The organism is Hymenobacter roseosalivarius DSM 11622, from assembly GCF_900176135.1.
Classification (GTDB): Bacteria; Bacteroidota; Bacteroidia; order Cytophagales; family Hymenobacteraceae; genus Hymenobacter; species Hymenobacter roseosalivarius.
In genome coordinates this window covers 17,511-38,307 of the sequence record NZ_FWWW01000104.1, presented here as the reverse complement: position 1 = coordinate 38,307, position 20,797 = coordinate 17,511, and the positions used below count along the sequence as shown (strand labels likewise).

19 protein-coding genes are annotated in these 20,797 nt (G+C 59.0%); 14 read left to right on the top strand and 5 right to left on the bottom strand.

Annotation, left to right across the window (positions count from 1 at the left end; translation table 11 throughout):
- Nucleotides 1-94: 94 nt before the first annotated feature.
- The 11 genes from trpD (at nucleotide 95) to B9A24_RS20350 (ending at nucleotide 9,450) form a co-directional block, all read left to right on the top strand.
- Nucleotides 95-1,084, top strand: a complete 990-nt coding sequence (gene trpD, locus B9A24_RS20400) for an anthranilate phosphoribosyltransferase (protein ID WP_084447873.1) — start codon at nucleotides 95-97, stop codon at nucleotides 1,082-1,084.
- A gap of 173 nt (nucleotides 1,085-1,257) precedes the next feature.
- Nucleotides 1,258-2,070, top strand: a complete 813-nt coding sequence (trpC, locus tag B9A24_RS20395) for an indole-3-glycerol phosphate synthase TrpC (RefSeq protein WP_084447872.1) — start codon at nucleotides 1,258-1,260, stop codon at nucleotides 2,068-2,070.
- Nucleotides 2,071-2,095: 25 nt separating this feature from the next.
- Nucleotides 2,096-2,752 carry a phosphoribosylanthranilate isomerase gene (locus tag B9A24_RS20390; protein WP_084447871.1) on the top strand — a complete coding sequence of 219 codons (657 nt, stop codon included), beginning with the start codon at nucleotides 2,096-2,098 and terminating at the stop codon, nucleotides 2,750-2,752.
- 130 nt (nucleotides 2,753-2,882) lie between these two features.
- Nucleotides 2,883-4,082 carry a tryptophan synthase subunit beta gene (gene trpB / locus B9A24_RS20385; RefSeq protein ID WP_084447870.1) on the top strand — a complete coding sequence of 400 codons (1,200 nt, stop codon included), beginning with the start codon at nucleotides 2,883-2,885 and terminating at the stop codon, nucleotides 4,080-4,082.
- A 107-nt stretch (nucleotides 4,083-4,189) separates the two neighbouring features.
- Nucleotides 4,190-4,969 carry a tryptophan synthase subunit alpha gene (gene trpA / locus B9A24_RS20380; protein ID WP_084447869.1) on the top strand — a complete coding sequence of 260 codons (780 nt, stop codon included), beginning with the start codon at nucleotides 4,190-4,192 and terminating at the stop codon, nucleotides 4,967-4,969.
- A 106-nt stretch (nucleotides 4,970-5,075) separates the two neighbouring features.
- Entirely contained in the window at nucleotides 5,076-6,089 is a 1,014-nt protein-coding gene (locus B9A24_RS20375; RefSeq protein ID WP_084447868.1) for a bifunctional 3-deoxy-7-phosphoheptulonate synthase/chorismate mutase, read from the top strand.
- A gap of 99 nt (nucleotides 6,090-6,188) precedes the next feature.
- Nucleotides 6,189-6,692, top strand: a complete 504-nt coding sequence (locus tag B9A24_RS20370) for a hypothetical protein (RefSeq protein ID WP_143435132.1) — start codon at nucleotides 6,189-6,191, stop codon at nucleotides 6,690-6,692.
- 42 nt (nucleotides 6,693-6,734) lie between these two features.
- Nucleotides 6,735-7,418, top strand: coding sequence for a helix-turn-helix domain-containing protein (locus B9A24_RS20365; RefSeq protein ID WP_084447866.1), 684 nt, complete (start codon nucleotides 6,735-6,737; stop codon nucleotides 7,416-7,418).
- An 86-nt stretch (nucleotides 7,419-7,504) separates the two neighbouring features.
- A complete protein-coding gene (locus tag B9A24_RS20360) occupies nucleotides 7,505-8,023 on the top strand; it encodes a DoxX family protein (protein WP_084447865.1) in 519 nt (172 codons plus the stop codon).
- A gap of 27 nt (nucleotides 8,024-8,050) precedes the next feature.
- Nucleotides 8,051-8,389 carry a hypothetical protein gene (locus B9A24_RS20355; RefSeq protein WP_084447864.1) on the top strand — a complete coding sequence of 113 codons (339 nt, stop codon included), beginning with the start codon at nucleotides 8,051-8,053 and terminating at the stop codon, nucleotides 8,387-8,389.
- A gap of 329 nt (nucleotides 8,390-8,718) precedes the next feature.
- Nucleotides 8,719-9,450, top strand: coding sequence for a phenylalanine-4-hydroxylase (locus tag B9A24_RS20350; protein WP_143435130.1), 732 nt, complete (start codon nucleotides 8,719-8,721; stop codon nucleotides 9,448-9,450).
- A gap of 87 nt (nucleotides 9,451-9,537) precedes the next feature.
- Here B9A24_RS20350 and B9A24_RS20345 read toward each other — a convergent pair whose 3' ends face one another.
- The 5 genes from B9A24_RS20345 to B9A24_RS20325 all read right to left on the bottom strand — a co-directional run bounded on the left by B9A24_RS20345 (nucleotide 9,538) and on the right by B9A24_RS20325 (nucleotide 14,939).
- Nucleotides 9,538-10,404, bottom strand: a complete 867-nt coding sequence (locus B9A24_RS20345) for a dienelactone hydrolase family protein (RefSeq protein ID WP_084447862.1) — start codon at nucleotides 10,402-10,404, stop codon at nucleotides 9,538-9,540.
- A 190-nt stretch (nucleotides 10,405-10,594) separates the two neighbouring features.
- Complete coding sequence (locus B9A24_RS20340; RefSeq protein ID WP_084447928.1) at nucleotides 10,595-11,944, bottom strand: ABC1 kinase family protein; 1,350 nt, start codon at nucleotides 11,942-11,944, stop codon at nucleotides 10,595-10,597.
- An 11-nt stretch (nucleotides 11,945-11,955) separates the two neighbouring features.
- Entirely contained in the window at nucleotides 11,956-12,600 is a 645-nt protein-coding gene (locus B9A24_RS20335) for a TetR/AcrR family transcriptional regulator (protein ID WP_084447861.1), read from the bottom strand.
- Between the two features lie 183 nt (nucleotides 12,601-12,783).
- Nucleotides 12,784-14,103, bottom strand: coding sequence for a cryptochrome/photolyase family protein (locus B9A24_RS20330; protein ID WP_084447860.1), 1,320 nt, complete (start codon nucleotides 14,101-14,103; stop codon nucleotides 12,784-12,786).
- 119 nt (nucleotides 14,104-14,222) lie between these two features.
- Nucleotides 14,223-14,939: an SDR family NAD(P)-dependent oxidoreductase gene (locus B9A24_RS20325; protein ID WP_084447859.1), complete on the bottom strand. Its 717-nt coding sequence runs from the start codon at nucleotides 14,937-14,939 to the stop codon at nucleotides 14,223-14,225.
- A gap of 505 nt (nucleotides 14,940-15,444) precedes the next feature.
- Between B9A24_RS20325 and B9A24_RS20320 the strand changes: the two genes are divergently transcribed.
- From B9A24_RS20320 to B9A24_RS20310, 3 genes are all read left to right on the top strand, one after another.
- Nucleotides 15,445-16,164 carry a head GIN domain-containing protein gene (locus B9A24_RS20320; protein ID WP_084447858.1) on the top strand — a complete coding sequence of 240 codons (720 nt, stop codon included), beginning with the start codon at nucleotides 15,445-15,447 and terminating at the stop codon, nucleotides 16,162-16,164.
- A gap of 244 nt (nucleotides 16,165-16,408) precedes the next feature.
- Nucleotides 16,409-19,855, top strand: coding sequence for a pyruvate carboxylase (locus tag B9A24_RS20315; RefSeq protein WP_084447857.1), 3,447 nt, complete (start codon nucleotides 16,409-16,411; stop codon nucleotides 19,853-19,855).
- Nucleotides 19,856-19,948: 93 nt separating this feature from the next.
- A complete protein-coding gene (locus B9A24_RS20310) occupies nucleotides 19,949-20,683 on the top strand; it encodes a hypothetical protein (RefSeq protein ID WP_143435128.1) in 735 nt (244 codons plus the stop codon).
- Nucleotides 20,684-20,797 lie beyond the last annotated feature (114 nt).

Below are 20,797 nucleotides of genomic sequence, written 5' to 3'. Positions count from 1 at the left end.
TAACGGCGTGAGCGAGATGCTTCGCTCTGCATAACCGTCTTTTGACAAAAGAAAGAATCAGCGAAATCATCTAAATCAGCGTTAATCAGCGATTTTGAAAAATATCCTCACTACCCTTTTCGACCAGCAAACCCTCACTCGTGAGGAAGCCCGCGAAGCGATGTTTCGCCTGGGCCAGGGCGGCGTCAACCCGTCCGAAACGGCTGCTTTCCTGACCGTGTACCGGATGCGGCCCATCACGGTGCCGGAGCTGAGCGGCTTCCGCGACGCCCTGCTCGACCTCTGCCGCGACCCGGAGCTGGGCACGAATGAAGTACTCGACATTGTAGGTACCGGCGGCGATGGCAAAGACACGCTGAACATCTCCACGCTGGCTTGCTTCGTGGCGGCGGGAGCGGGCTATAAGGTGGCCAAGCACGGCAACTTCGGCGTGTCGTCGGTGTGCGGCTCGTCTAATATTCTGGCCCACTTCGGCTACGATTTTGAGGCCTCGTCCGACACCCTGCGGCGGCAGCTGGATGAGGCAAATATCTGCTTTCTGCACGCGGCGGCATTTCATCCGGCCATGCGCCACGCCGGACCAGTGCGCCGGGAGCTGGGGGTACGAACTTTCTTCAACATCCTCGGCCCGCTGGTCAACCCGGCCCGGCCGGCGGCTCAGCTGGCGGGCGTGTTCAGCTTGGAGCTGCTGCGCTTATATAACTACTTGTTTCAACAGACCAGCACCCGCTACGCCGTGGTACACGCACTCGATGGCTACGATGAGCTCTCGCTTACGGGCACAGCCAAAGTCGTGTCGGCGCGGGGCGAGCAGGTGGTAACTGCCGCCACGCTCGGCATGCCCACTTACACAGCCACTGACTTAGCTGGGGGGCAAACCGTAGCCGAATCGGCAGCGATGTTTCTCAACGTCCTTGATAACGAAGGCACTGCCGCCCAGCGAGACGTGGTAACGGCGAACGCCGCTCTGGCTATGCAATGCGCCGACCCCACGCTGTCGCTGCCCGACGCGTTGGCAGTGGCCCGCGAGTCATTGGTGAGCGGCGCGGCGCGGGGGGCTTTTCGGAAGTTGTTGAAGGTGTAGAGACACCTATTTGTGTCTCCTCGTTGAACAATGGTAGTTGAACAGCCGAAACCGCGCCGTTCAACTACCATTGTTCAACGAGGAGACACAAATAGGTGTCTCTACATTTCGTCCTGATTATTCGTTTTTTCCCCCACAGCCGACAAAACCTCCCGGCTTCTTGTTCCTAGCTTATGGCAACCATTCTTGATCAGATTATCCAACACAAGCGCGGCGAAGTAGCCGAGCGCCAGAGTCTGGTGCCGGTGAAGCTGCTGGAGCGCAGCTTGTACTTCAGCACCCAGCCTTTGTCATTGCGCCAATACCTGCTGCGCGAAGACCTCAGCGGTATTATCGCTGAGTTCAAGCGCAAATCGCCTTCGAAAGGCTGGATAAATCCGCATGCGCCCGTGGAGCGCACCACCATCGGCTACATGCAGGCCGGCGCGTCGGCCCTGTCGGTACTCACGGATAAGGAGTTCTTTGGGGGGCAAAATGAGGATCTAATTACGGCCCGCCGCTTCAATTTCTGCCCTATTCTGCGCAAGGATTTTGTGATAGATGAGTACCAGATTCTGGAAGCCAAGAGCATCGGGGCCGACGCGGTGCTGCTTATCGCGGCTGTACTCACGCCCGCCGAAGTGTCGCAGCTCGGCCGCTTTGCCCGCGGTCTGGGCCTGGAAGTGCTATTGGAAGTGCATAACGCCGAAGAGCTGGACCGCAGCCTCGACGCCGCCGCCGTGAACCTGGTAGGCGTAAACAACCGTAACCTCCACGACTTCAGCCTGAGCCTGGAAACCTCCGCCGAGCTAGCCGAGCGTATTCCCAATGAGTTCGTGAAAGTGTCGGAAAGCGGCCTGAGCACGGCCGCGGCCATCCGGCAGGTGCGCGGCTACGGTTACGGCGGCTTCCTGCTGGGCGAGGCTTTCATGCGCCACAGCCGTCCCGAGAAAGCCTGCGCGGCTTTGATTCAAGAACTACAGGCCGCAGAGCCAATCACTGCCTAAGCGCCGCTGCGCCTACCAATAAGCCATGAATCCTACTCTCCATGTTAAGGTGTGCGGAATGCGCGAGGCGACTAGCCTGGCTGCCGTAGCCGCGCTGCAACCGGATTTTCTGGGCTTCATATTCTATCCCAAATCCAGCCGCTACGTGGGGCAGGAACTGAATGCGAGTAGCCTGGAAAATTTGCCCCCCGGCATTAAAAAAGTAGGCGTTTTTGTCAATGAAACGACCGACATTATCCGGCAGCGGGTGCAGGAGTTTAAGCTGAATGTGGTGCAACTTCACGGCGACGAAACACCAACTCAATGTCAGGAGCTACGCGCTCCGGGCCTACAGGTAATGAAAGCATTCGCGCTAGGGGGCAAATTTGACTTCGATACGCTTCTGCCCTACGTCCCACACTGCGATTATTTCCTGTTTGATACCAAAGGCGAGCAGCCTGGCGGCAACGGCCTCGTCTTCGACTGGCAACTACTGCGCGACTACGCACTGCCGACACCTTATTTCCTCGCCGGCGGCCTCGATGTAGCGCACGCCGAAATGCTACGGAACCTCCAGCTGCCCGGCTTGTTTGCCGTAGACTTAAACAGTCGGTTCGAGGTCGGCCCCGGCGAAAAAGACCCGATTCGATTGCAGCAGATGTTTCAACAGCTACGCGGCGAAAGGCGGTCATGCTGGATCTGACGTCCGCTTGTCGAAGCGTCTCTCCCGCTTCGTTGAATTACCCTTGTAACATCAGCACGCGAGATGCTTCGCGCTGCGCTGCATGACGTTCTAAACTCCTCAATCAGCTTCATAATACTTCACCACCAATATGGCTACCACTTCCGCTTTCCAACCCAATGCCCGCGGCTACTACGGCGAGTTCGGGGGGGCATTTATTCCCGAAATGCTCTACCCCAACGTGGAAGAGTTGCGCGAGCAATACCTTACCATTCTCGCCGACCCCGACTTCCAGCGCGACTACCAGCAGCTCCTGCGCGACTTCGTGGGGCGGCCCACGCCGCTGTTTGAAGCCAAGCGGCTGTCGGCGCGCTACGGCACGCGCATCTTCCTGAAGCGCGAAGACTTATGCCACACTGGTGCCCACAAAGTCAATAATACCGTCGGTCAGATTCTGCTGGCGCAGCGTCTGGGCAAGACGCGCATTATTGCCGAAACCGGCGCGGGGCAGCATGGCGTGGCTACGGCTACCGTCTGCGCCCTGATGGGCATGGAGTGCATCGTGTACATGGGCAAAACCGACACCGAGCGCCAGCGCCCCAACGTGGAGCGTATGCGCCTGCTCGGCGCGGAAGTGCGGCCCGTTACCAGCGGCAGCCAAACCCTGAAAGACGCTACCAACGAGGCCATCCGCGACTGGATTTCCAACCCCGTGGATACCCACTACATCATCGGCTCGGTAGTCGGCCCGCACCCGTACCCTGATCTGGTGGCGCGTTTGCAAGCCATTATCAGTGAGGAAATCAGAAAGCAGCTGTTGGAGAAAGTGGGCCGTGAGCTGCCCGACTACGTGGTGGCTTGCGTGGGCGGCGGCTCCAACGCGGCGGGGGCTTTTTATCATTTCCTCGATGAGCCTTCGGTGAAGTTGATTGCCGTGGAAGCGGCCGGCAAGGGTATCAAATCGGGTCACTCGGCGGCGACGTCGGTGCTGGGCAAGCCGGGCATTATTCACGGCTCGCGCACCTTGCTCATGCAGGATGAGGACGGCCAGATTACGGAGCCGTACTCGCTGTCGGCGGGGCTTGATTATCCGGGAATCGGACCCCTACACGCGTTTTTGGGTGCTTCGGGACGGGCGCGGTTTATTTCAATTGAAGACGAGCCGGCCTTGCGGGCGGTGGCTGAGCTGAGCCGTCTGGAGGGCATTATTCCGGCCCTGGAAACTGCCCACGCGCTGGCCGCTTTGGATCAGATAGGCGCGGGGCCTGAGGATATCGTGGTGCTGAACCTATCGGGGCGGGGGGATAAGGATTTGGATACTTACTTGAAATACGCGGAGCAAATGCACTAGCGTCAGGTTCCCGCAGAGGAGCGCGGAGGTACGCAGAGCTAGAACGGCCTCCGCGAGCCTCCGCGAAACCTCCGCGTACCTCTGCGGGAACTCAACTCACAACCAATATGAACCGTATCCAACAAGCTTTCCAAAAGAAAGGCAAAGACCTGCTCAACATCTACTTCACCGCCGGCTATCCCACGCTCGATGCCACGGTGCCGCTGATCCAGACCCTGGCCGCGGCCGGTGCCGACCTCATCGAAATCGGGATGCCCTTTTCCGATCCGCTGGCTGACGGCCCTGTAATTCAGCAAAGCAGCACCGCCGCCCTGGCTAACGGCATGAACATGCGCGTGCTGTTCCGGCAGCTCCAGGACATCCGCCAGACCGTGCCCGATACGCCCCTACTGCTCATGGGCTACTTGAACCCGGTAATGCAGTTCGGCGTCGAGAATTTCTGCCGCCAGGCCGCCGAAGCCGGCGTCGACGGCATCATTCTGCCTGATCTGCCGCTGGATGATTACGTAAATGAGTACCAGGAAATTTTCCGCCGCCACAACCTGAAGCCGGTGTTTCTCATCACCCCGCAAACCAGTGAGGCCCGCATCCGCCGCATCGACGAGCTGACCGATTCGTTCCTGTACTTAGTATCTGGCCCCGGCACGACCGGGGGACAAAATACCCAGAGTGAAGGCGTACAGGAAGCATACTTCGAGCGCATCGCGGCTATGAACCTGCGCAACCCCCGCCTCATCGGTTTCGGCATCGGCGACAAAGCCAGCTTCGCGCGGGCCTGCTCCTATGCCGAGGGGGCCATCATCGGTTCGGCCTTCATCCGGGCCCTGGAAGGCGCGGAAGATGCGCCAGCGGCGGCTAAGGCGTTTGTCTCTTCTGTTTTACATTAAAAATTTCCCGCAGAGGAGCGCGGAGGTTTCGCGGAGGTACGCAGAGTTAGAACAACCTCCGCGAGCCTCCACAAAACCTCCGCGCTCCTCTGCGGGAACCTGACGTATGATCATCCAACTTGAAAAGAACATTACGGCGACTGCCCAAGCGGGTATTGAAGCCAGCATCAAGACCCTGAAATATAAAATCACCGAAGTCAAAACTCAGCGGGCACACTATCTGGTGGCCATCGGCAAAGCGGAAGTGGACTTGCGCGCCATTGGCCAGCAACCCGGCATCCGCGACATTCACCAGGTATCCGATGACTACCAGCTGGTGAGCCGCAAGTGGCGCGTAAAACCCACCGTGCTTGACCTCGGCGACGGCGTGTATATCGGCGAAGGCTCGCTAAGCTTGGTAGCTGGGCCGTGCAGCATCGAGAGCGAGGCGCAGATGGAGAAAATCATGCAGCACCTGCTCGATAACAACGTCCGGCTGATGCGGGGGGGCGTTTTTAAGCCGCGCTCCTCGCCGTATTCCTTCCGGGGTTTGGGCATGGACGGCCTGAAGCAGTTTCACCAGATGGCCCGCGCCCGCGGCATCAAAGTGGTGACCGAGGTAATGCAGGTGTCGCAGGTGGAGGAGATGCACGACTACGTGGATGTATTCCAGGTCGGTGCCCGTAACACGCAGAACTTCAATCTGCTCGATGCGCTAGGCGGCGTTGATAAGCCGGTGCTCATCAAGCGCGGCATTTCGGGCACTATCGAGGAATTGCTGTCGTCTGCCGAGTACGTGTTTTCGGGCGGCAATGAAAAGCTGATTCTCTGCGAGCGGGGCATCCGCACGTTCGAAACCGCTTCGCGCAATACCCTGGATCTGAACGCCGTGCCTATTCTCAAAGAGAAAACCCACCTGCCCGTCGTCGTTGATCCTTCGCACGGCATCGGCATCCGCGACTACGTGGCACCGATGGCGCTGGCCGCCGTCATGGCCGGGGCCGATGGCATTCTCTACGAAACCCACGAGAAGCCCGAAGAAGCCGCCTCCGATGGTCAGCAAACCTTGAACTTCGATGAGTCAGCGCGGCTTATTAAGAACCTGCGGCGGGTGTACGAGTTGCGGAAAGATTTAGTGTAAAGCCGTAACGTGCTGGTTGTGTAGCTTTAGCGCATGTTCTTCTAGTTCAGTCCTTATAGCTCGCTGCTGCTGCCCTTCTTTGTGCAGGGCGTAGTGTTTATGGCAATACTACTTGTGCGCGGGTGGCGGCGCGGCATGGCCTCCGATGGCTGGCTGGCCCTGCTGCTCCTGCTAAACACGCTGCCCCTCACGCAGTGGATGCTGGGCTTCGCGGGCTGGTACGACTCCCACGACGCGTACTCTACGTTCATGTTTTATTTCCCCTTCAGCCACTGGTTGGCGCTGGGGCCTACCTTTTACTTCTACTTCCGCAGTCTTACCAATCAGGACTTTCGATTTGGCCGGGCCGAAAAGTTGCACTTCCTGCCGGCAGCGGTGTACCTGGTCTGGCGGCTCGTGCTGTTTGGCTACGACATAGCGTGGCGTCACTGGAGCCTAGGAGAGCCATTCACCGGGCATTTTGGCACGAAGGGCGCGTTGGCCGGGCTAAGCGAGGGCGTAGACGGCGACCTGGAGCTACTTGGCTACATATCCATATTTGCCTACGGCCGGCTGACCCTGCGCGACTACCAACGCTACCGGCGCTACCTCGACGATAACTAATCCAACACAGGGCCCATCAGCTTTCAGTGGCTGCGCAATCTGATGGTGGTAGTGCTTGTGGGCTTGATAATTTCGCTGCTGTTTAGCCTGGTCAATATTGCCGCGCCTCTTTCTTATATTCAGGTCTGGTATTCGTTTCTGGCTACGGGCCTGCTGATTTACTACCTAAGCATTGCTGGCCTACTCGCTCCGTATCAGCCCGCGCCGGCCCTGCATTTTCAGCCCAGCAGCTCCACGGAAGATGCTCCCGATAGCGAGGCTGCCGCCACACCGAGCCCAGCCGTTGAGGTACTCGAACCAAGCTTGGCTGGCGACGCGGCCGAAAAAGCCCCCCAGTGCAGCCCAGCATCGCCCAGACACGCTGTACTGCCCACCGATCCTGACCTTGCTCGATGGGCCGCCAAGCTTACCCGGCACATGGAAGCAGAACGGCCTTACCTGGCGCCTGAGCTTACGCTGGGCGAATTGGCCAGCCAGCTTCGCACCAATACGTCGTTGCTGTCGCGGGTCATCAACACCTGCTTCGGCCAGAACTTCAATGATTATATTAACACCCACCGCATTGCCGAGGCCGAGCGCAAATTGCAAGACCCGCGCTACCAGCATTATACGTTGCTGGCGGTGGCCCTGGAGTCGGGTTTCAACTCCAAGTCAACGTTCAATCGGGTGTTCAAAAAGCTGAAAGCTGCGACGCCCAGTGAGGTGGCAGCTCGGCTCAATCTATAAGTTGGGACGTCCCAAGCCGTAATCCGGGGCGCTTGGGAGTGGGCTGGGGGGCAATTTTGGGTCGTTCAATCAAACCACTGACGACCATGAAAAATCTTCTCTTTTCCGCCACTCCTTTAAGCTCCCGCCTCGCCGACGTGACCTGGTTGCTCCTGCGTTTGCACATCGGCCTGTCCATTGCCATTGGGGCTGGGTGGAGCAAGCTTGTCAATATGACCACCGCTACTGAAGCGGCCAAGCTGGCCGGCGACTCAGCCACCCTGGGCCCACCCGATTGGTTCGTGCAGCAAGTGGCCAATCTGGGTTTTACGTATCCCTCACCCTATACGTGGGCTTGGCTAGCTGTCTGGGGTGAATTCGCGGGCGGCCTACTGATTGCCTTTGGGTTGCTCACCCGCTGGGGCGCAGTGCAGCTGGCCTTTCAGTTTTTTGTCATCGCTTTTTTGTGGTACGAATCGCCCGAACCAGTGCTGGGCATGTATTATCAGCAGCTCTTGTTCTGGTGCTTCGTGCTTGTCACCGTAGTAGGTGGGGGGCGGTATTCGCTCGATTATGCGCTGACGCATCCTACGGGCTGGCTGCGCCGATTGGTGCCCACGCACTAAACAGCCTCTATAGGTGCGGCCACACTGGTGCTATTCGTCGCTACGGCCTGCTGGGCTGGCGACCTGCACTCCGACTTGTATATTGAGCCCGGCAAGCAGTTCGTACTGGGCGGCAGTCAGCCCGGCGCGTTTCGGGTAGTAGCCCGCAACGTGGGGTCGGTGCCGGTAGAAATAAAAGAGCGACCCCGTGGAGGTGGTATTTTTGGCAAGGCGACATTGGTGCCCGGCCAAAAAGCTACGCTTCGATTCCTGCCTGGCTCCAGCGCATTGCTGCTCAACCCCTCCGATCAAAAAGCCCACCTCGACCTACACGTCACCGGCGACACTAAGCTAAGTATGGGCTACGAATTGAATGGCAAGCAGTAGTTTTTACTAGCGCTGAGCTTACTGCTGGCTATAATGAAATATTCATTTGAGTAAAAAAGCCCCCCAGAGCTATTGCTGACAATTCCCAGTATCTGTCTGAAAATAAGTTCAATAGAAGGTGTACAACTTATTAACTCAATTTTCTATATTTGGCCCCATGTTCTTGCTATCCACCAAATGCATTCTGCCGACCGTGAATCGCCCCGATAAGGGCGGAGTCGAGCTGCATGGCCGGAACGGAAGGTAAGAACCACCTCCAACCCCGAAAACCTCAAGCCCGACTCCGCCAGGAATCGGGCTTTTTTTGTGCCCAATACCACTCTGCCGCTATGTTTGAGCAAGCTTACGACCAGTACACGACTCAGGACCAGCTCGTCTGGAAGGTATTATTCGACCGCCAGACAGCCCTGTTGCACAAGCGGGCCGCCGCCGCGTTTGGGGCCGGCCTCGCCCGCCTCGACTTCCAGCGCAACGCCATTCCGCGCTTCGAGGCCGTGAACGAGCAGTTGCAGCGGCTCACCAGCTGGGAACTGGTAGCCGTACCTGCGGCCGTGGATGATGCCGCCTTTTTTGCTGCCCTGGCGGAGCGTAAGTTTCCGGCCGTCACCCAGTTGCGGCCCATGGAGCACTTCGACTTCGTGCAGACGCCCGACCTGTTTCACGACGTATTCGGGCACGCTCCGCTGCTCACCGATCCTGCCTTTGCCGATTTTCTGCACTTTCTGGGTATCGTGGGGCGGCAGCACCGCCATGATGCGCCCGCTTTGGTGCGGCTACGGCGCTTGTATGGGTTTACGGTGCAGTTTGGGCTGGTGCAGGAAGATGGCAAGCCCCGCATCTACGGGGCCGGCCTGGTGTCGTCGGCCGGCGAGATTCACCACTGCGTCCACGATGAGACGGCCCGGCCCGCGTTTGAGCTGGCGACGGTGCTGGCCACGCCGTATTCGGAAGAGCGGTTCCAAGAGCAGTACTTCGTGCTCAATTCCTGGGAGCAGCTCACGGCCAGCGTCGCCGAAATGGCGGCCTTGCTCGCGGATAGCTGGCAACTGAAGCCGGCATAACCCGACCCGAAACTTTCGCCTCTCACCAAAGCGCACAAAAAAAGCCCCCCAGAGATGAATCCAGGGGGCTTTTTTACGCAAAAGCAGTTACGCTTTCAGCTTGAAGCTCTTGCGCAGATACGCCACAGTAGCCGCGTGGGCGTCGGCGGCGAATTTTTCGTTGTATTTAGGGTTGGAGGGGTTGGCAAAGGCGTGGTCGGCGGTGTAGCTCTTGATGGTCACCTTCTTCTTGGCGGCGGCCATGTCCTTCTGGAACTGCGCTACCACTTCGGGGTTAATCCACTTGTCTTCGCTGGCAAAAATGCCCAACACGTCCGTATTCAGCGTTTTCAGCTTGGCTACGTCTTTCTCCGGCATCCCGTAGTACACGACGCTGCCCACGGCCTTAGGGCCGGCCAGCCAAGCCGTCTGCAACGACCAGCCGCCACCAAAGCACCAGCCCACCGACGCAAACTGTGCGTCCTGGCCCGCGTACTGCATGGCCCCACGAATGATATTCTGGGCCCGGTCCGTCTTCACGGCCTGCATGTATTTGCCGGCCTCGTCGGGCGTGGTGGCTACCTTTCCATCGTATAAGTCGAGGGCGATGACATTGACGCCCGGCAGCTCACGGGCGAAGGTGGCCGCTTCCTTCTTGATGTAGTCATTCAGGCCCCACCACTCGTGAATCACGAACAGATACTTTTTGGAAGGCGTCGCGCTCTTAATTTCAAAGCCCTGACCAGTTTGGCCGTCGGCAGTCTTGAACTTGACCATCGCCCCTTCGCCGTGGTAGGTGTAAGGCAGCGGCGCATCGTGGCCCCCGGAGAAATCCGTGTTGGAAGCCAGCATGGCGAAGGTTTCGGTGGCGGCCTGGCCGGCGGCCGGCTTGGTGCAGCAGCTCATTGTGGTCTGAGCGGAGGCAGCCGTGGCCACGCTGAGCAGCGCGGCGCAAAGGGTCCAGAATTTTTTCATGGAGATGGGAACAGGGAAAAAAGAGGGAGAAATAAGCGAGTCCTGACGAAGGGGTCAAATGTGTGTTGCTACACGAGTTAACCTTTCGTCAGGATGCACTAACCAGGCAGGCGGCAAATAGTTTGGCAGGGGCACAGCGGTCAGCGCACAGCGTGGTACTACGACTTTTTTTGTCGTAGTACCACGCCGGCTACTGCGTGCGAATGTGCGCGCCCAGCTCCATCAGCAGGGCATAGAGGCCCACGTACGTCCGGTTCAGATAAATAAAATGCTCGGAGCCGCGGGGTTCCCGCTGCTGGCGCAGCTCGGGCTCCTGCATCAGATCATCGCCTAAGGCATAAAGCGACGCCATGTAGGCGGGGTCGCCGAAGTCGAACGTTACTTGCCGGAAGGGGCGGCCCACCAGCTCCAGCGAGGCGCGCAGGGTGCGTGCGTAGAGGGCGCGGCGGTCGGCGGAGTCGGTGGGGCGCAGGATACCGGTTTCGTCGAGCAGGGCGGTGAGGCGGGCTTCGTCGGCCAGGGTTTCGGGGGCCAGCAGGGCGTTGAACAGGCGCTGCACGTCGGCCGGAATTTCCTTGACGCAGCCAAAGTCCAGCACGCCTACCGTGCCGCCGTTCTCGGCCCGCAGCAGAAAGTTGCCGGGGTGCGGATCGGCATGGACGCGCCGCAGCATATTGAGCTGAAACATATAAAAGTCCCAGAGCGCCTGCCCCAACTGGTTACGAACTTCCGGGCCGGGATTCGTGGCCAGAAACTCTTTCAAATGCTGACCCGGCAACCAGTCCATCGTCAGGATGCGGGCCGCGGACAGCTCGGGGTAGTAGTGGGCAAACTCCAGATGCGGCAAGTGGGTGCAGCTGGCGGCTATTTCGGTGCCGCGCCGCAGCTCCAGCGCGTAGTCGGTTTCTTCGAGCAGGCGCATTTCCACTTCCTCCAGATACGGCCGCACCTGAGCCTCATCCAGCCCCAGCACGCGCAAGGCAATGGGCTTCACCAGCCGAATATCGGAGCGGATGCTGTCGGCCACGCCGGGGTACTGCACCTTCACAGCCAGGGGGCGTTTTTCTGCTTTGGACAAGGCATAATGGACCTGGCCGATGCTGGCGGCCTGCCGGGCATTCACGTCAAACTCGGCGAACAGCGTTGAGGGTGACTGGCCAAATGCATCCCGGAACGTCTTGAGGATAAGGGGCCCAGACAGCGGGGGCGTCTGGTATTGGGCCTGGGCAAACTGGTCGGCGTAGGCGGGGGGCAGTAACTTTTTTTCCAGAGCCAGCATTTGAGCCACCTTCAGCACCGAGCCTTTCATCTCGCTCAGCGTGCCGTATAGCTCGGCAGCGTTGGCCGCGTGCAAATCGGCCTCGGTGCTGGCGGCCCCCACCGAGCGGCGGGCGTAGTGCTTCACGTAGTTGGCACCCACTTTCAGCCCCGATTTGGCGAAGCGCGCCGCCCGCGCCACTTTGGTTGTCGGCAGCGAGTCGAGCTGCCGGCTGGCCGTGCCCTCGCCCGCCACCAGCGGAGTGGGGGGCAAATTATCCATGGATTCCGCCATTAGCGACGCTGGTGCAACAGAAAGCGGGTGAAGTCGAGAGCCGAGTCGAAGGAGTTGCGGCCCACCAGGTCGAAGCTGAGGGTGACGGCTTTTTCCACGGCCGCGTCGGTGCGCTCGAAGTTGAGGCTTTCGTCTTTGGCAAAGAAGCCGAGCACGAACAGCGCCTGCGTCCAGAAGAAGCGCGGGTAGCCATCCTGAATCAGCCGGCGGGGGGCAATTTCGTCGGTACGGCGACCGTCGCGCAGCAGGCTTTCGATAAATATGGTGAACTCAGTCCGAAAATCGTCGAGTACGCGGGGCGTGACGCCCGGCACGCGCGGCATAGAGCGGCGCAGGGCCATGAGCGCATAGCTGCGGTTCTGCTTCAGAATTTCCAGTAAGGTGTAATAGAAAGCCAGCAGCTTCTCGCGGGCACCGTATTCCTGCCACACGGGCTCCAACGCTGCTTTCTCGCGCGCCTGACGGCCAAAGTCAGCCCACAGCTCCCTGTCGATGGCCGCGAAGTTGGGGTAGAAGCGGTAGAAATCAGCTTCCGGGATGTTTAGCTTTTTGGTGAGCTTAAATACCGAGGTTGGGGGGCTGTTTTTATCCAGCACGTAAGCCAGATAAGCCTGCTTGATGCGGTCCTTTTCCGTGTTTTCCATAGTGCAGGTACAACAGCAAAAGGCTCGGTAAAGTTGAGGTAAAGCGGCGGTGTGGACCTACGAATTGCCCGGCGGGCTTCGTAGGTCCACTATAGTTGCTGATAACTGTTTATGCGCGCGTCGCTCAACGAGAGTGGACCTACGAGGAAAAAAGTCGTAGGTCCACTCGCCGCACCAATCCTCTTACTCGGCCTGGCGGTACGCCGCCCGCAGGGTGTCAATGGCCCGCTGCCGCGCGAATTTGTGGTCGACAATCGGGTTGGGATAAGCGTCGCTGCCAACTTCGGGCACCCATTTTTTTACATAAGTCAACTCCGGATCGTACGTGTCCAGTTGACTCTGCGGACTATACACCCGAAACCAGGGCGCGGCTACGGCCCCGGTGCCGGCCATCCACTGCCAATTGCCCACGTTCTGGGCCATGTCGTAGTCGAGCAGCTTATCGGCAAAATACCGGTCGCCCCAGCGCCAGTCGATGAGCAGGTGCTTCACCAGAAAGCCCGCCGCCGCGATGCGGGCGCGGTTAGGCAGGTAGCCGGTCGCGTTCAGCTCGCGCATTCCGGCATCCACCAGCGGATAGCCCGTGCGGCCCTCGCACCAGGCCTGAAACTCCTCCTCGTTATTGCGGTAAGGCACCCGGCGCAGCCTTGGATCGTAGCTCTCGGTGGCCGTGAAGGGGTAGTGCCAGAGCAGCATCATAAAGAAATCGCGCCAGATCAGTTCTGCCAATAGCTTGGGGTTCAATTCTTTGGCTTGCCGCATCAGCTCCCGCACGCTCAGCGTCCCGAAGCGCAGATGCACCGAGCGCCGGGTGCTGCTGTTCACCAGGCCGGGCTGGTTGCGGGTGAGGTGATAGTCACGCACCAAGGCTTCGGGGGGCAATTCGGCGGCGGGCACGAACTGCTCGAAGGGCTCGAAGCCCATTTCCGGCAAGGTCGGGCGGGCGGGCGCGTTGGGCAGGCGGTGCAGGTTGGTGGCGGTGAATAGGTCGGCCGAGGGGTGCTGCTGCAACTGCTCGTCGCGCAGGGCGGCCAGCCAGGCTTTCTGGTAAGCGCCAAATACCTTGGGCACGGTGCCCGACTTGGTTTGAATCTCGTCTTTGGCAAAAATGACCTGGTCTTTGAAGGCCCGAAACTCCGCTCCGTGCCGCGCGCACAGCGCTGCTACGGCCGGGTCACGCTCCCTGGCATAGGGCTCATAGTCCTCGTTGGTGTACACGGCCGCTATTTCGTGCTTACTCAGCAGCTGCGCAAACACCTCCAGCGGCCGGCCATACAGCGCCAGAAAATTGCCCCCCGCCACTTCCGTGCGGGCTGCCAGCCCTTCCACCTGCTGGTAGATAAACGTGACGCGGGCATCGCGGCGGCTGGGGAGCAAATCCAGGATGTCGCGGTCATAAATGAACAGCGGTACCACCGGGTAGCCGCTTTGCAGGGCTGCGGCCAGGCCCGCGTTGTCGTGCAGACGAATGTCGCGCCGGTGCCAGAAAAGCGTGATTTTCATAGGAGAAAGGTTAGGTGGTGAATGGTGAGGTGGTGAGTGGTGAGTTTGTTGTTCTTACTGCTACAGTTCTTATGTGGTCTGCGCCGCCAGAACATCAAACTCACTATTTCACCACCTCACTATTTCAGCCGTCCCATGCCGCCATCCACGGGCATTACCTGGCCGGTAATAAAACTGCCGTGGTCGGAGAGCAGGAAGGATGCCATGTAGGCCAAATCCTCGGGCTGACCGATGCGCTGCAAGGGGTGGCGTTTGGCCCCGCCTTCGGCTTTCTCAGGGGTGTTGAGCAGCGGTGCCGCCAGCGGGGTGTTGGTCAGCGACGGCGCTACGGCGTTTACGCGGATGTTCTGGGGGGCAAATTCGGCGGCCAGGGCGCGGGTAAGGCCTTCCAGGGCGGCTTTGGCGGTAGCGATGCTGGCGTGGAAGCTCATGCCCGTGGTGGCGGCCACCGTGCTGAAGAGCACCACCGACGCGCCTTCGGCCTTTTTCAGCCGCTTCATCAGGGGCTGCAATAGCTGCACGGCGCCCAGCACGTTCAGCTCAAAATCGGCCCGGAAATCATCCAGCGGAATCCGCTCGAAGGGGCGCAGCTTGATGCTGCCGGGGCAGTACACGAAGCCGTGCAGGGTATCGGGCAGCGCGTCGAAAGCGGTGGGAGAGAGGGGCTGGGTAGCGTCGAGCTCCAGGTGGGTGGTATGCAGTTCCGCCAGCTCGGGCGAGAGGTGGCGGGAAGCGGTAAACAACTGGGCTCCCAGGCCGTGCAGCAGCTTAGCCGTAGCCAGCCCGATGCCTGACGAGGCACCGACAATAAGAATGTTTTTTTGGGCGAAATCCATGCGAGTGGTTCAGGTGAGAAAGGCTTCCTGACAACTGAACCAGGCGGCCAAGGTTTGCGCGGCCCTCGATTACCATGATGCTAGCCTGCACCACAAAAAAATAAATCAGGCCGGCAAAAGCACATCTCCTGCCGGCCTGATGACCTGATAGCTTAACAAGCGGTAGTCTATTGGTTACTAGGAATAGATAGTATAAATTGCTGTATAGTAGTAAGTTAAATTCTTGAAAAGGTCAACTCATACCTTGCCCCTTGCCTCGGGCAGGCATGGCGCGGGAGCTTTGAGCGGCGCGAATGGCCGCTGCTTGGGGCAAAGCAGCGGGCAGAAACAACTTAGGGATGAGCCATCCCCGCTACCTGAAGTTGCAGGCATCCAAAAATATTTTTCCCGCCGAAAGGGGGACAGCTTAAGATGCCTTCAGACGGTTATTTTCCGTCGTCTCTAAGCAACCCTTGCGGCGCTTCTCCCATCTGCTAAAGCAACTCCTCACTAACCTTTTACCACCATGAAAACCTCGACTCAGTTGAAAGTCCTTTTTCTCCTTTTAACGGTATGTGTGCTGCACGCTTCCGCCTTTGCCCAAATCAAGCAGACCCGTAAAGTGGGCAACTTTGAAGCGGTAAGCGCTAGCGGAGCAGTAAACATATTTCTCCGCCAGGGCAACGCGCCGACCGTGGTGGTAGAAACCGCCGAAGAAGGGCAGCAGTACCTGGTGACGGAGGTGCAGGGCGGCGTGCTGAAGATTTACCGGGCCAAAGGCATCAACTGGCGAGAGCTGCTGGGCGGTGGGAGCGACAAAGTCAACGTGTACATCACCAGTCCCAGGCTGCGGGCGGTGACGGTCAGCGGCGCGTCGTCGGTGAAGGGCGAGTCGGCCTGGGTGGCGGATGAGCTAAAGCTGCAAACCAGCGGGGCCAGTGATATGGTGCTCAGCATCAAGGCGAAGAGCCTGGTAGTCAACTGCTCTGGGGCCAGCGACGTGAAGCTCTCCGGGCAGGCCGACCGCCAGCAGGTGAGCGTCAGCGGAGGCAGTGAGTATGAGGCGTACGCGCTACAAAGCCGCAATGCCCAAATTGGCGCCTCGGGAGCCAGCGAGGTGGAGGTGTCCGTGGACGGGGAGCTGACCTCTAATGCCTCGGGGGCCAGCAGCATTCGCTACCGGGGCAGTGCCCGCGTGCTGAGCAGTCGGGCGAGCGGGGCCAGCTCCGTGCGCCAGGCCAGGTAGCCAGGGTAGCGTAAGCCGGGACGCTGATTTGCAGGTGCATTTAGAAGGAAAAACGTGGCGTGGACCGAGGTCCGCACCACGTTTTTCGTGACCAGCTGGTATCTTAAGGATGTGGCTTTGCCGTACACGCAACTTAGCGGGCTACTTCTGCGAATAGGTGGAGTTTAGCAAAAATTCGCGGCTTGCCCGGCTTTTGTCTAGCTTCGCCCAAACTCCCTTCTGCTTTCAACTCTCTCGCCAGACTATGAACATCAAAAAGCTGCTCGTTGCCAACCGGGGCGAAATTGCTATCCGCGTGCTGCGCGCCGCCACCGAGTTGGGCATCCCCACGGTTGCCGTGTACACCTACGAAGACCGCTATTCCCTGCACCGCTACAAGGCCGACGAGGCCTACCAGATCGGCCACGACGAGGAGCCGCTGAAGCCATATCTGGACATTGAAGCCATTCTGCGTACGGCCAAAGAGAACGGGGCCGACGCCATCCACCCTGGCTACGGCTTTCTGGCCGAGAATGCTACGCTGGCCCGACGCTGCCAGGAAGAGGGCGTCATTTTCGTCGGCCCCCGGCCCGAGGTGATGGAAGCCCTCGGCGACAAGGTGGCCGCCAAGCGCGTGGCCGTGCAGTGCCAGGTGCCCATTATCGAAAGCAGCGAGGCTGACCTAACCGACTTGGAAGTAGCGCTGAGCGAGGCCCACCGCATTGGCTACCCCCTGATGCTGAAGGCAGCTTCGGGCGGCGGCGGGCGCGGGATGCGCGTTATCCGGGACGATGACCAGCTGGAAAAAGGCTTTTTTGAGGCCCGCAATGAGGCCCTGAAAGCCTTTGGTGACGACACGGTATTTCTGGAGAGATTCGTGGAGCGGCCCAAGCACATTGAGGTACAGCTGGTAGCCGACAACTATGGCAACATCACCCACCTCTACGAGCGCGACTGCTCCGTGCAGCGCCGCTTTCAGAAGGTAGTCGAAATCGCGCCTGCCCTGGATCTGGCTGATCATCAGCGCCATCTGCTGTACGAGTACGCCCTGCGCCTGGGCCGAGCCGTGAACTACAACAACGTGGGCACGGTCGAATTTCTGGTGAACCCGGAGCTGGACCGTATCTACTTTATCGAGGTCAATCCGCGCATTCAGGTCGAGCACACCGTCACGGAGATGATTACCGGCATCGATCTGATTAAAACCCAGCTCTACATCGCTGCCGGCTACAAGCTCGCTTCCCCCGAGATAGGACTGGAGCCGGGAGCCAAACCGCTCAAAACCGGCTTTGCCATTCAGTGCCGCATCACCACCGAAGACCCCGAAAACGACTTCAAGCCCGACTACGGCACCATCGTGGCTTACCGCTCGGCGGGCGGCTTCGGCATTCGCCTGGACCAAGGCTCGGTGTACCAGGGCGTGAAGGTGTCGCCCTTCTTCGATTCGCTGCTGGTGAAAGTGTCGGCCCACGCACCCACGCTGGAAGGCGCAGCCTCGAAAATGGCCCGCACGCTGGACGAATTCCGCATTCGCGGGGTGCAGACCAACATTCAGTTTCTGCAAAATATCATTGCTAACCCCGAGTTCGTGAGCGGGCGGGCCAACGTGGACTTCATTAAAGACCACCCCGAGCTGTTTCAGTACAAGCCCCGTCAGGACCGCGGCACCAAGGTATTGGCCTACATAAGCGACGTCATCGTGAACGGCAACCCCGACGTGAAAAACCTGCTCGACCCCAGCCGCGAGCTGCGCAAGCCCAAAATACCGGCCGCCGACACCACCGCGCCCTACCAGCCCGGCACCAAGGACAGGCTGACCGAGCTGGGCCCCGAGGGCTTTGCCCAGTGGCTGCGTGCCGATAAGCCCATTCACTACTGCGACACTACGTTCCGCGACGCCCACCAGAGCCTGCTGGCCACGCGTATGCGCACCTTCGATATGCTGAAAGTGGCCGAGCACTACGCCAAGATGCACCCCCAGACCTTCTCGATGGAAGTATGGGGCGGGGCGACCTTCGACGTGGCCCTGCGCTTTCTGCATGAAGACCCGTGGGAGCGACTGGCGAAAATCAGGGCGGCGGTGCCCAATATTCTGCTGCAAATGCTGATCCGGGGGGCAAATGGCGTGGGCTATAAGGCCTACCCGGATAACCTCACCGAGCGCTTTGTGCAGCAGGCCTGGGAAACTGGCGTGGACGTGTTCCGCATCTTCGATTCCCTGAACTGGATGCCCGGCATGGAGTCCTGCATCGGTTTCGTGCGCAACAAAACCCAGGGCCTGGCTGAGGCCAGCATCTGCTACACCGGCGACCTGCTTGACCCTAAGCGCACGAAGTACAACCTCGATTATTACCTGCGCTTAGCCAAGCAAATTGAAGATGCCGGCGCGCATATTTTGTGCATCAAGGACATGGCCGGCCTGCTCAAGCCCTACGCCGCCACCGAGCTGATTCAAGGATTGCGGGCTACCATCAGCTTGCCGATTCATCTGCATACCCACGATACATCATCCTTGCAGGCAGCCACTTATCTAAAGGCAATTGAAGCAGATGTTGATGTGATTGACGTGGCGCTGGGCTCCTTATCGGGCCTGACTTCGCAGCCCAATTTTAACTCCGTCGTGGAGATGCTGCGCGGCACGCCCCGGCACCGGGAGTTCGATCAGCGCAGCCTGAATGAGTTTTCCAACTACTGGGAAACCGTGCGCGAGTATTATTATCCGTTCGAGTCGGGCCTGAAGGCGGGCACGTCAGAGGTGTTTCAGCACGAGATACCGGGGGGGCAATATTCCAACCTGCGGCCCCAGGCGGCGGCGCTGGGTCTGGGCGACAAGTTTGAGCAGGTAAAGCAGACCTTCGCCGACGTAAACCAGCTCTTCGGCGACATCGTGAAAGTGACACCCTCCTCAAAAGTGGTCGGCGACATGGCCTTGTATCTGGTTACCAACAACCTGACCACCCAGGACGTGCTGGAAAAAGGGGAGAGCCTGTCGTTCCCGGAGTCGGTGCAGAGCCTGTTCCGGGGCGACATCGGCCAGCCGGAAGGCGGGTGGCCCGCAGAGTTGCAAAAGCTCATTCTCAAGGATGAGAAGCCCTTCACCGACCGGCCCAACGAGCACCTCGCACCCATCGACTTTGATAAGGAGTGGGCGGCGTTTCAAACCAAGTTTGGACCCCAGACCAAGTTTACGGACCTGCTTTCCTACCTGCTCTACCCGAAGGTGTTCGAGCAGTACTGGGCGCACGTGCAGCAGTTCGGCGACGTGTCGCTGATTCCGACGCGGGTGTTTTTCTACGGCCTGAAGCCGGGTGAAGAAACCATCATCGACATTGCCCGTGGTAAGTCAGTGATTGTGAAACTGCGCTCGGTGGGCAACGTGAACGACGACGGCAACCGCACCATTTTCTTCTCCTTCAACGGCCAGACCCGCAACCTGGAAGTGCGCGATAAGTCAGTGGAAGTCAAGACCATACGCAACCAGAAAACCGACAAGGCCAACCCCCTCCAGGTCGGGGCACCCTTGCAGGGGATGCTCTCCAAAGTGCTGGTAAAAGACGGCGAAGCCGTGAAACGCAACACGCCGCTTTTCATCATCGAGGCCATGAAAATGGAAACCACCATTACCGCCCCCAACGACTCCACCGTCCAAAGCCTGCACCTGGGCGAAGGAACCTTAGTAAACGCTGACGACCTTGTATTAACACTTGGGTAATAACCAACTTAAAGCGCTGCGTACGGCTTCTATTCTGAAAATTGCATATATTTTCGAAGTTGTAGCATTTCTTATCCACTCTTGTATCCCTACATGAACCTCTTACGTCCTTTTCTTATTGCTGCTGCTAGTATAAGCTTGCAAGTGCACGCCCAAAGCACCGTTATCAGCTCGGGTAATGCAGCACAGGAAAATCTGAAGTCGTTGGTCAATGGTTCGGCTGCTATCAGCTTCGACAATCGCTACGAAGGGGTGCGCGGCACCCCGTATTTAGTAGCAGCCTGGGTGCCTGGCACTATTCAGCTTGCCTCGAAGGTGCACCTGCCAGAAACCAAGCTAAAGTACGATGCTAACCAGCGCTTGCTCCTGATGCTGCGCGGTCCCAAAGATTCCACGTATGTGGATATGAATAAGATCGAGGGCTTCGTGCTGCGTGACCCAACCCGGACTCAGCCGCGGGCCTTTCAGCGCTTCTACGATGCGCCTGATCCGGTGCTGCGGCGGGAGTATTTTGAGGTGTTAGCGCCGGGCAATTACAGCTTCCTTAAGCTTCAGCGTAAAACCCTGCAAAAAGCCAGCTACTCCGGGGCTTACAGCGCCGACCGTCGCTACGATGAGCTGCTCGACCAGACCGACTATTACATCCGCACGGCCGATGGTCGCCTACAGCCGCTTAAACTTAACTCAAAGGCCCTGCAGGCAGCTTTGCCGGAGCACGCCGCTCAGATTCAGGTAGAGCTAAAGAAGCGCCCTGCCCTGCGTACCGAAGCGGATTTTGTGGCGCTTATACCTTGGCTCAATACCTTGCCCGCGCTGCCAGCCAAATAGCTTATAGCAAAGTATGATTGCAAAAAAGCCTCCCAGACATGTCTGGGAGGCTTTTTTATTTATCAAGCTGTTTAGGAAGTCATGCCTCATGAATTTCTAAACAGCTATAAGCGA

What these genes read in the sequence shown, in the direction of transcription:
- trpC (WP_084447872.1), top strand. Translation starts at nt 1,258, where the DNA reads ATGGCAACCATTCTTGATCAGATTATCCAACACAAGCGCGGCGAAGTA.
- B9A24_RS20390 (WP_084447871.1), top strand. Translation starts at nt 2,096, where the DNA reads ATGAATCCTACTCTCCATGTTAAGGTGTGCGGAATGCGCGAGGCGACT.
- trpB (WP_084447870.1), top strand. Translation starts at nt 2,883, where the DNA reads ATGGCTACCACTTCCGCTTTCCAACCCAATGCCCGCGGCTACTACGGC.
- trpA (WP_084447869.1), top strand. Translation starts at nt 4,190, where the DNA reads ATGAACCGTATCCAACAAGCTTTCCAAAAGAAAGGCAAAGACCTGCTC.
- B9A24_RS20375 (WP_084447868.1), top strand. Translation starts at nt 5,076, where the DNA reads ATGATCATCCAACTTGAAAAGAACATTACGGCGACTGCCCAAGCGGGT.
- B9A24_RS20370 (WP_143435132.1), top strand. Translation starts at nt 6,189, where the DNA reads ATGGCAATACTACTTGTGCGCGGGTGGCGGCGCGGCATGGCCTCCGAT.
- B9A24_RS20365 (WP_084447866.1), top strand. Translation starts at nt 6,735, where the DNA reads ATGGTGGTAGTGCTTGTGGGCTTGATAATTTCGCTGCTGTTTAGCCTG.
- B9A24_RS20360 (WP_084447865.1), top strand. Translation starts at nt 7,505, where the DNA reads ATGAAAAATCTTCTCTTTTCCGCCACTCCTTTAAGCTCCCGCCTCGCC.
- B9A24_RS20350 (WP_143435130.1), top strand. Translation starts at nt 8,719, where the DNA reads ATGTTTGAGCAAGCTTACGACCAGTACACGACTCAGGACCAGCTCGTC.
- B9A24_RS20345 (WP_084447862.1), bottom strand. Translation starts at nt 10,404, where the DNA reads ATGAAAAAATTCTGGACCCTTTGCGCCGCGCTGCTCAGCGTGGCCACG.
- B9A24_RS20340 (WP_084447928.1), bottom strand. Translation starts at nt 11,944, where the DNA reads ATGGATAATTTGCCCCCCACTCCGCTGGTGGCGGGCGAGGGCACGGCC.
- B9A24_RS20335 (WP_084447861.1), bottom strand. Translation starts at nt 12,600, where the DNA reads ATGGAAAACACGGAAAAGGACCGCATCAAGCAGGCTTATCTGGCTTAC.
- B9A24_RS20330 (WP_084447860.1), bottom strand. Translation starts at nt 14,103, where the DNA reads ATGAAAATCACGCTTTTCTGGCACCGGCGCGACATTCGTCTGCACGAC.
- B9A24_RS20325 (WP_084447859.1), bottom strand. Translation starts at nt 14,939, where the DNA reads ATGGATTTCGCCCAAAAAAACATTCTTATTGTCGGTGCCTCGTCAGGC.
- B9A24_RS20320 (WP_084447858.1), top strand. Translation starts at nt 15,445, where the DNA reads ATGAAAACCTCGACTCAGTTGAAAGTCCTTTTTCTCCTTTTAACGGTA.
- B9A24_RS20315 (WP_084447857.1), top strand. Translation starts at nt 16,409, where the DNA reads ATGAACATCAAAAAGCTGCTCGTTGCCAACCGGGGCGAAATTGCTATC.
- B9A24_RS20310 (WP_143435128.1), top strand. Translation starts at nt 19,949, where the DNA reads ATGAACCTCTTACGTCCTTTTCTTATTGCTGCTGCTAGTATAAGCTTG.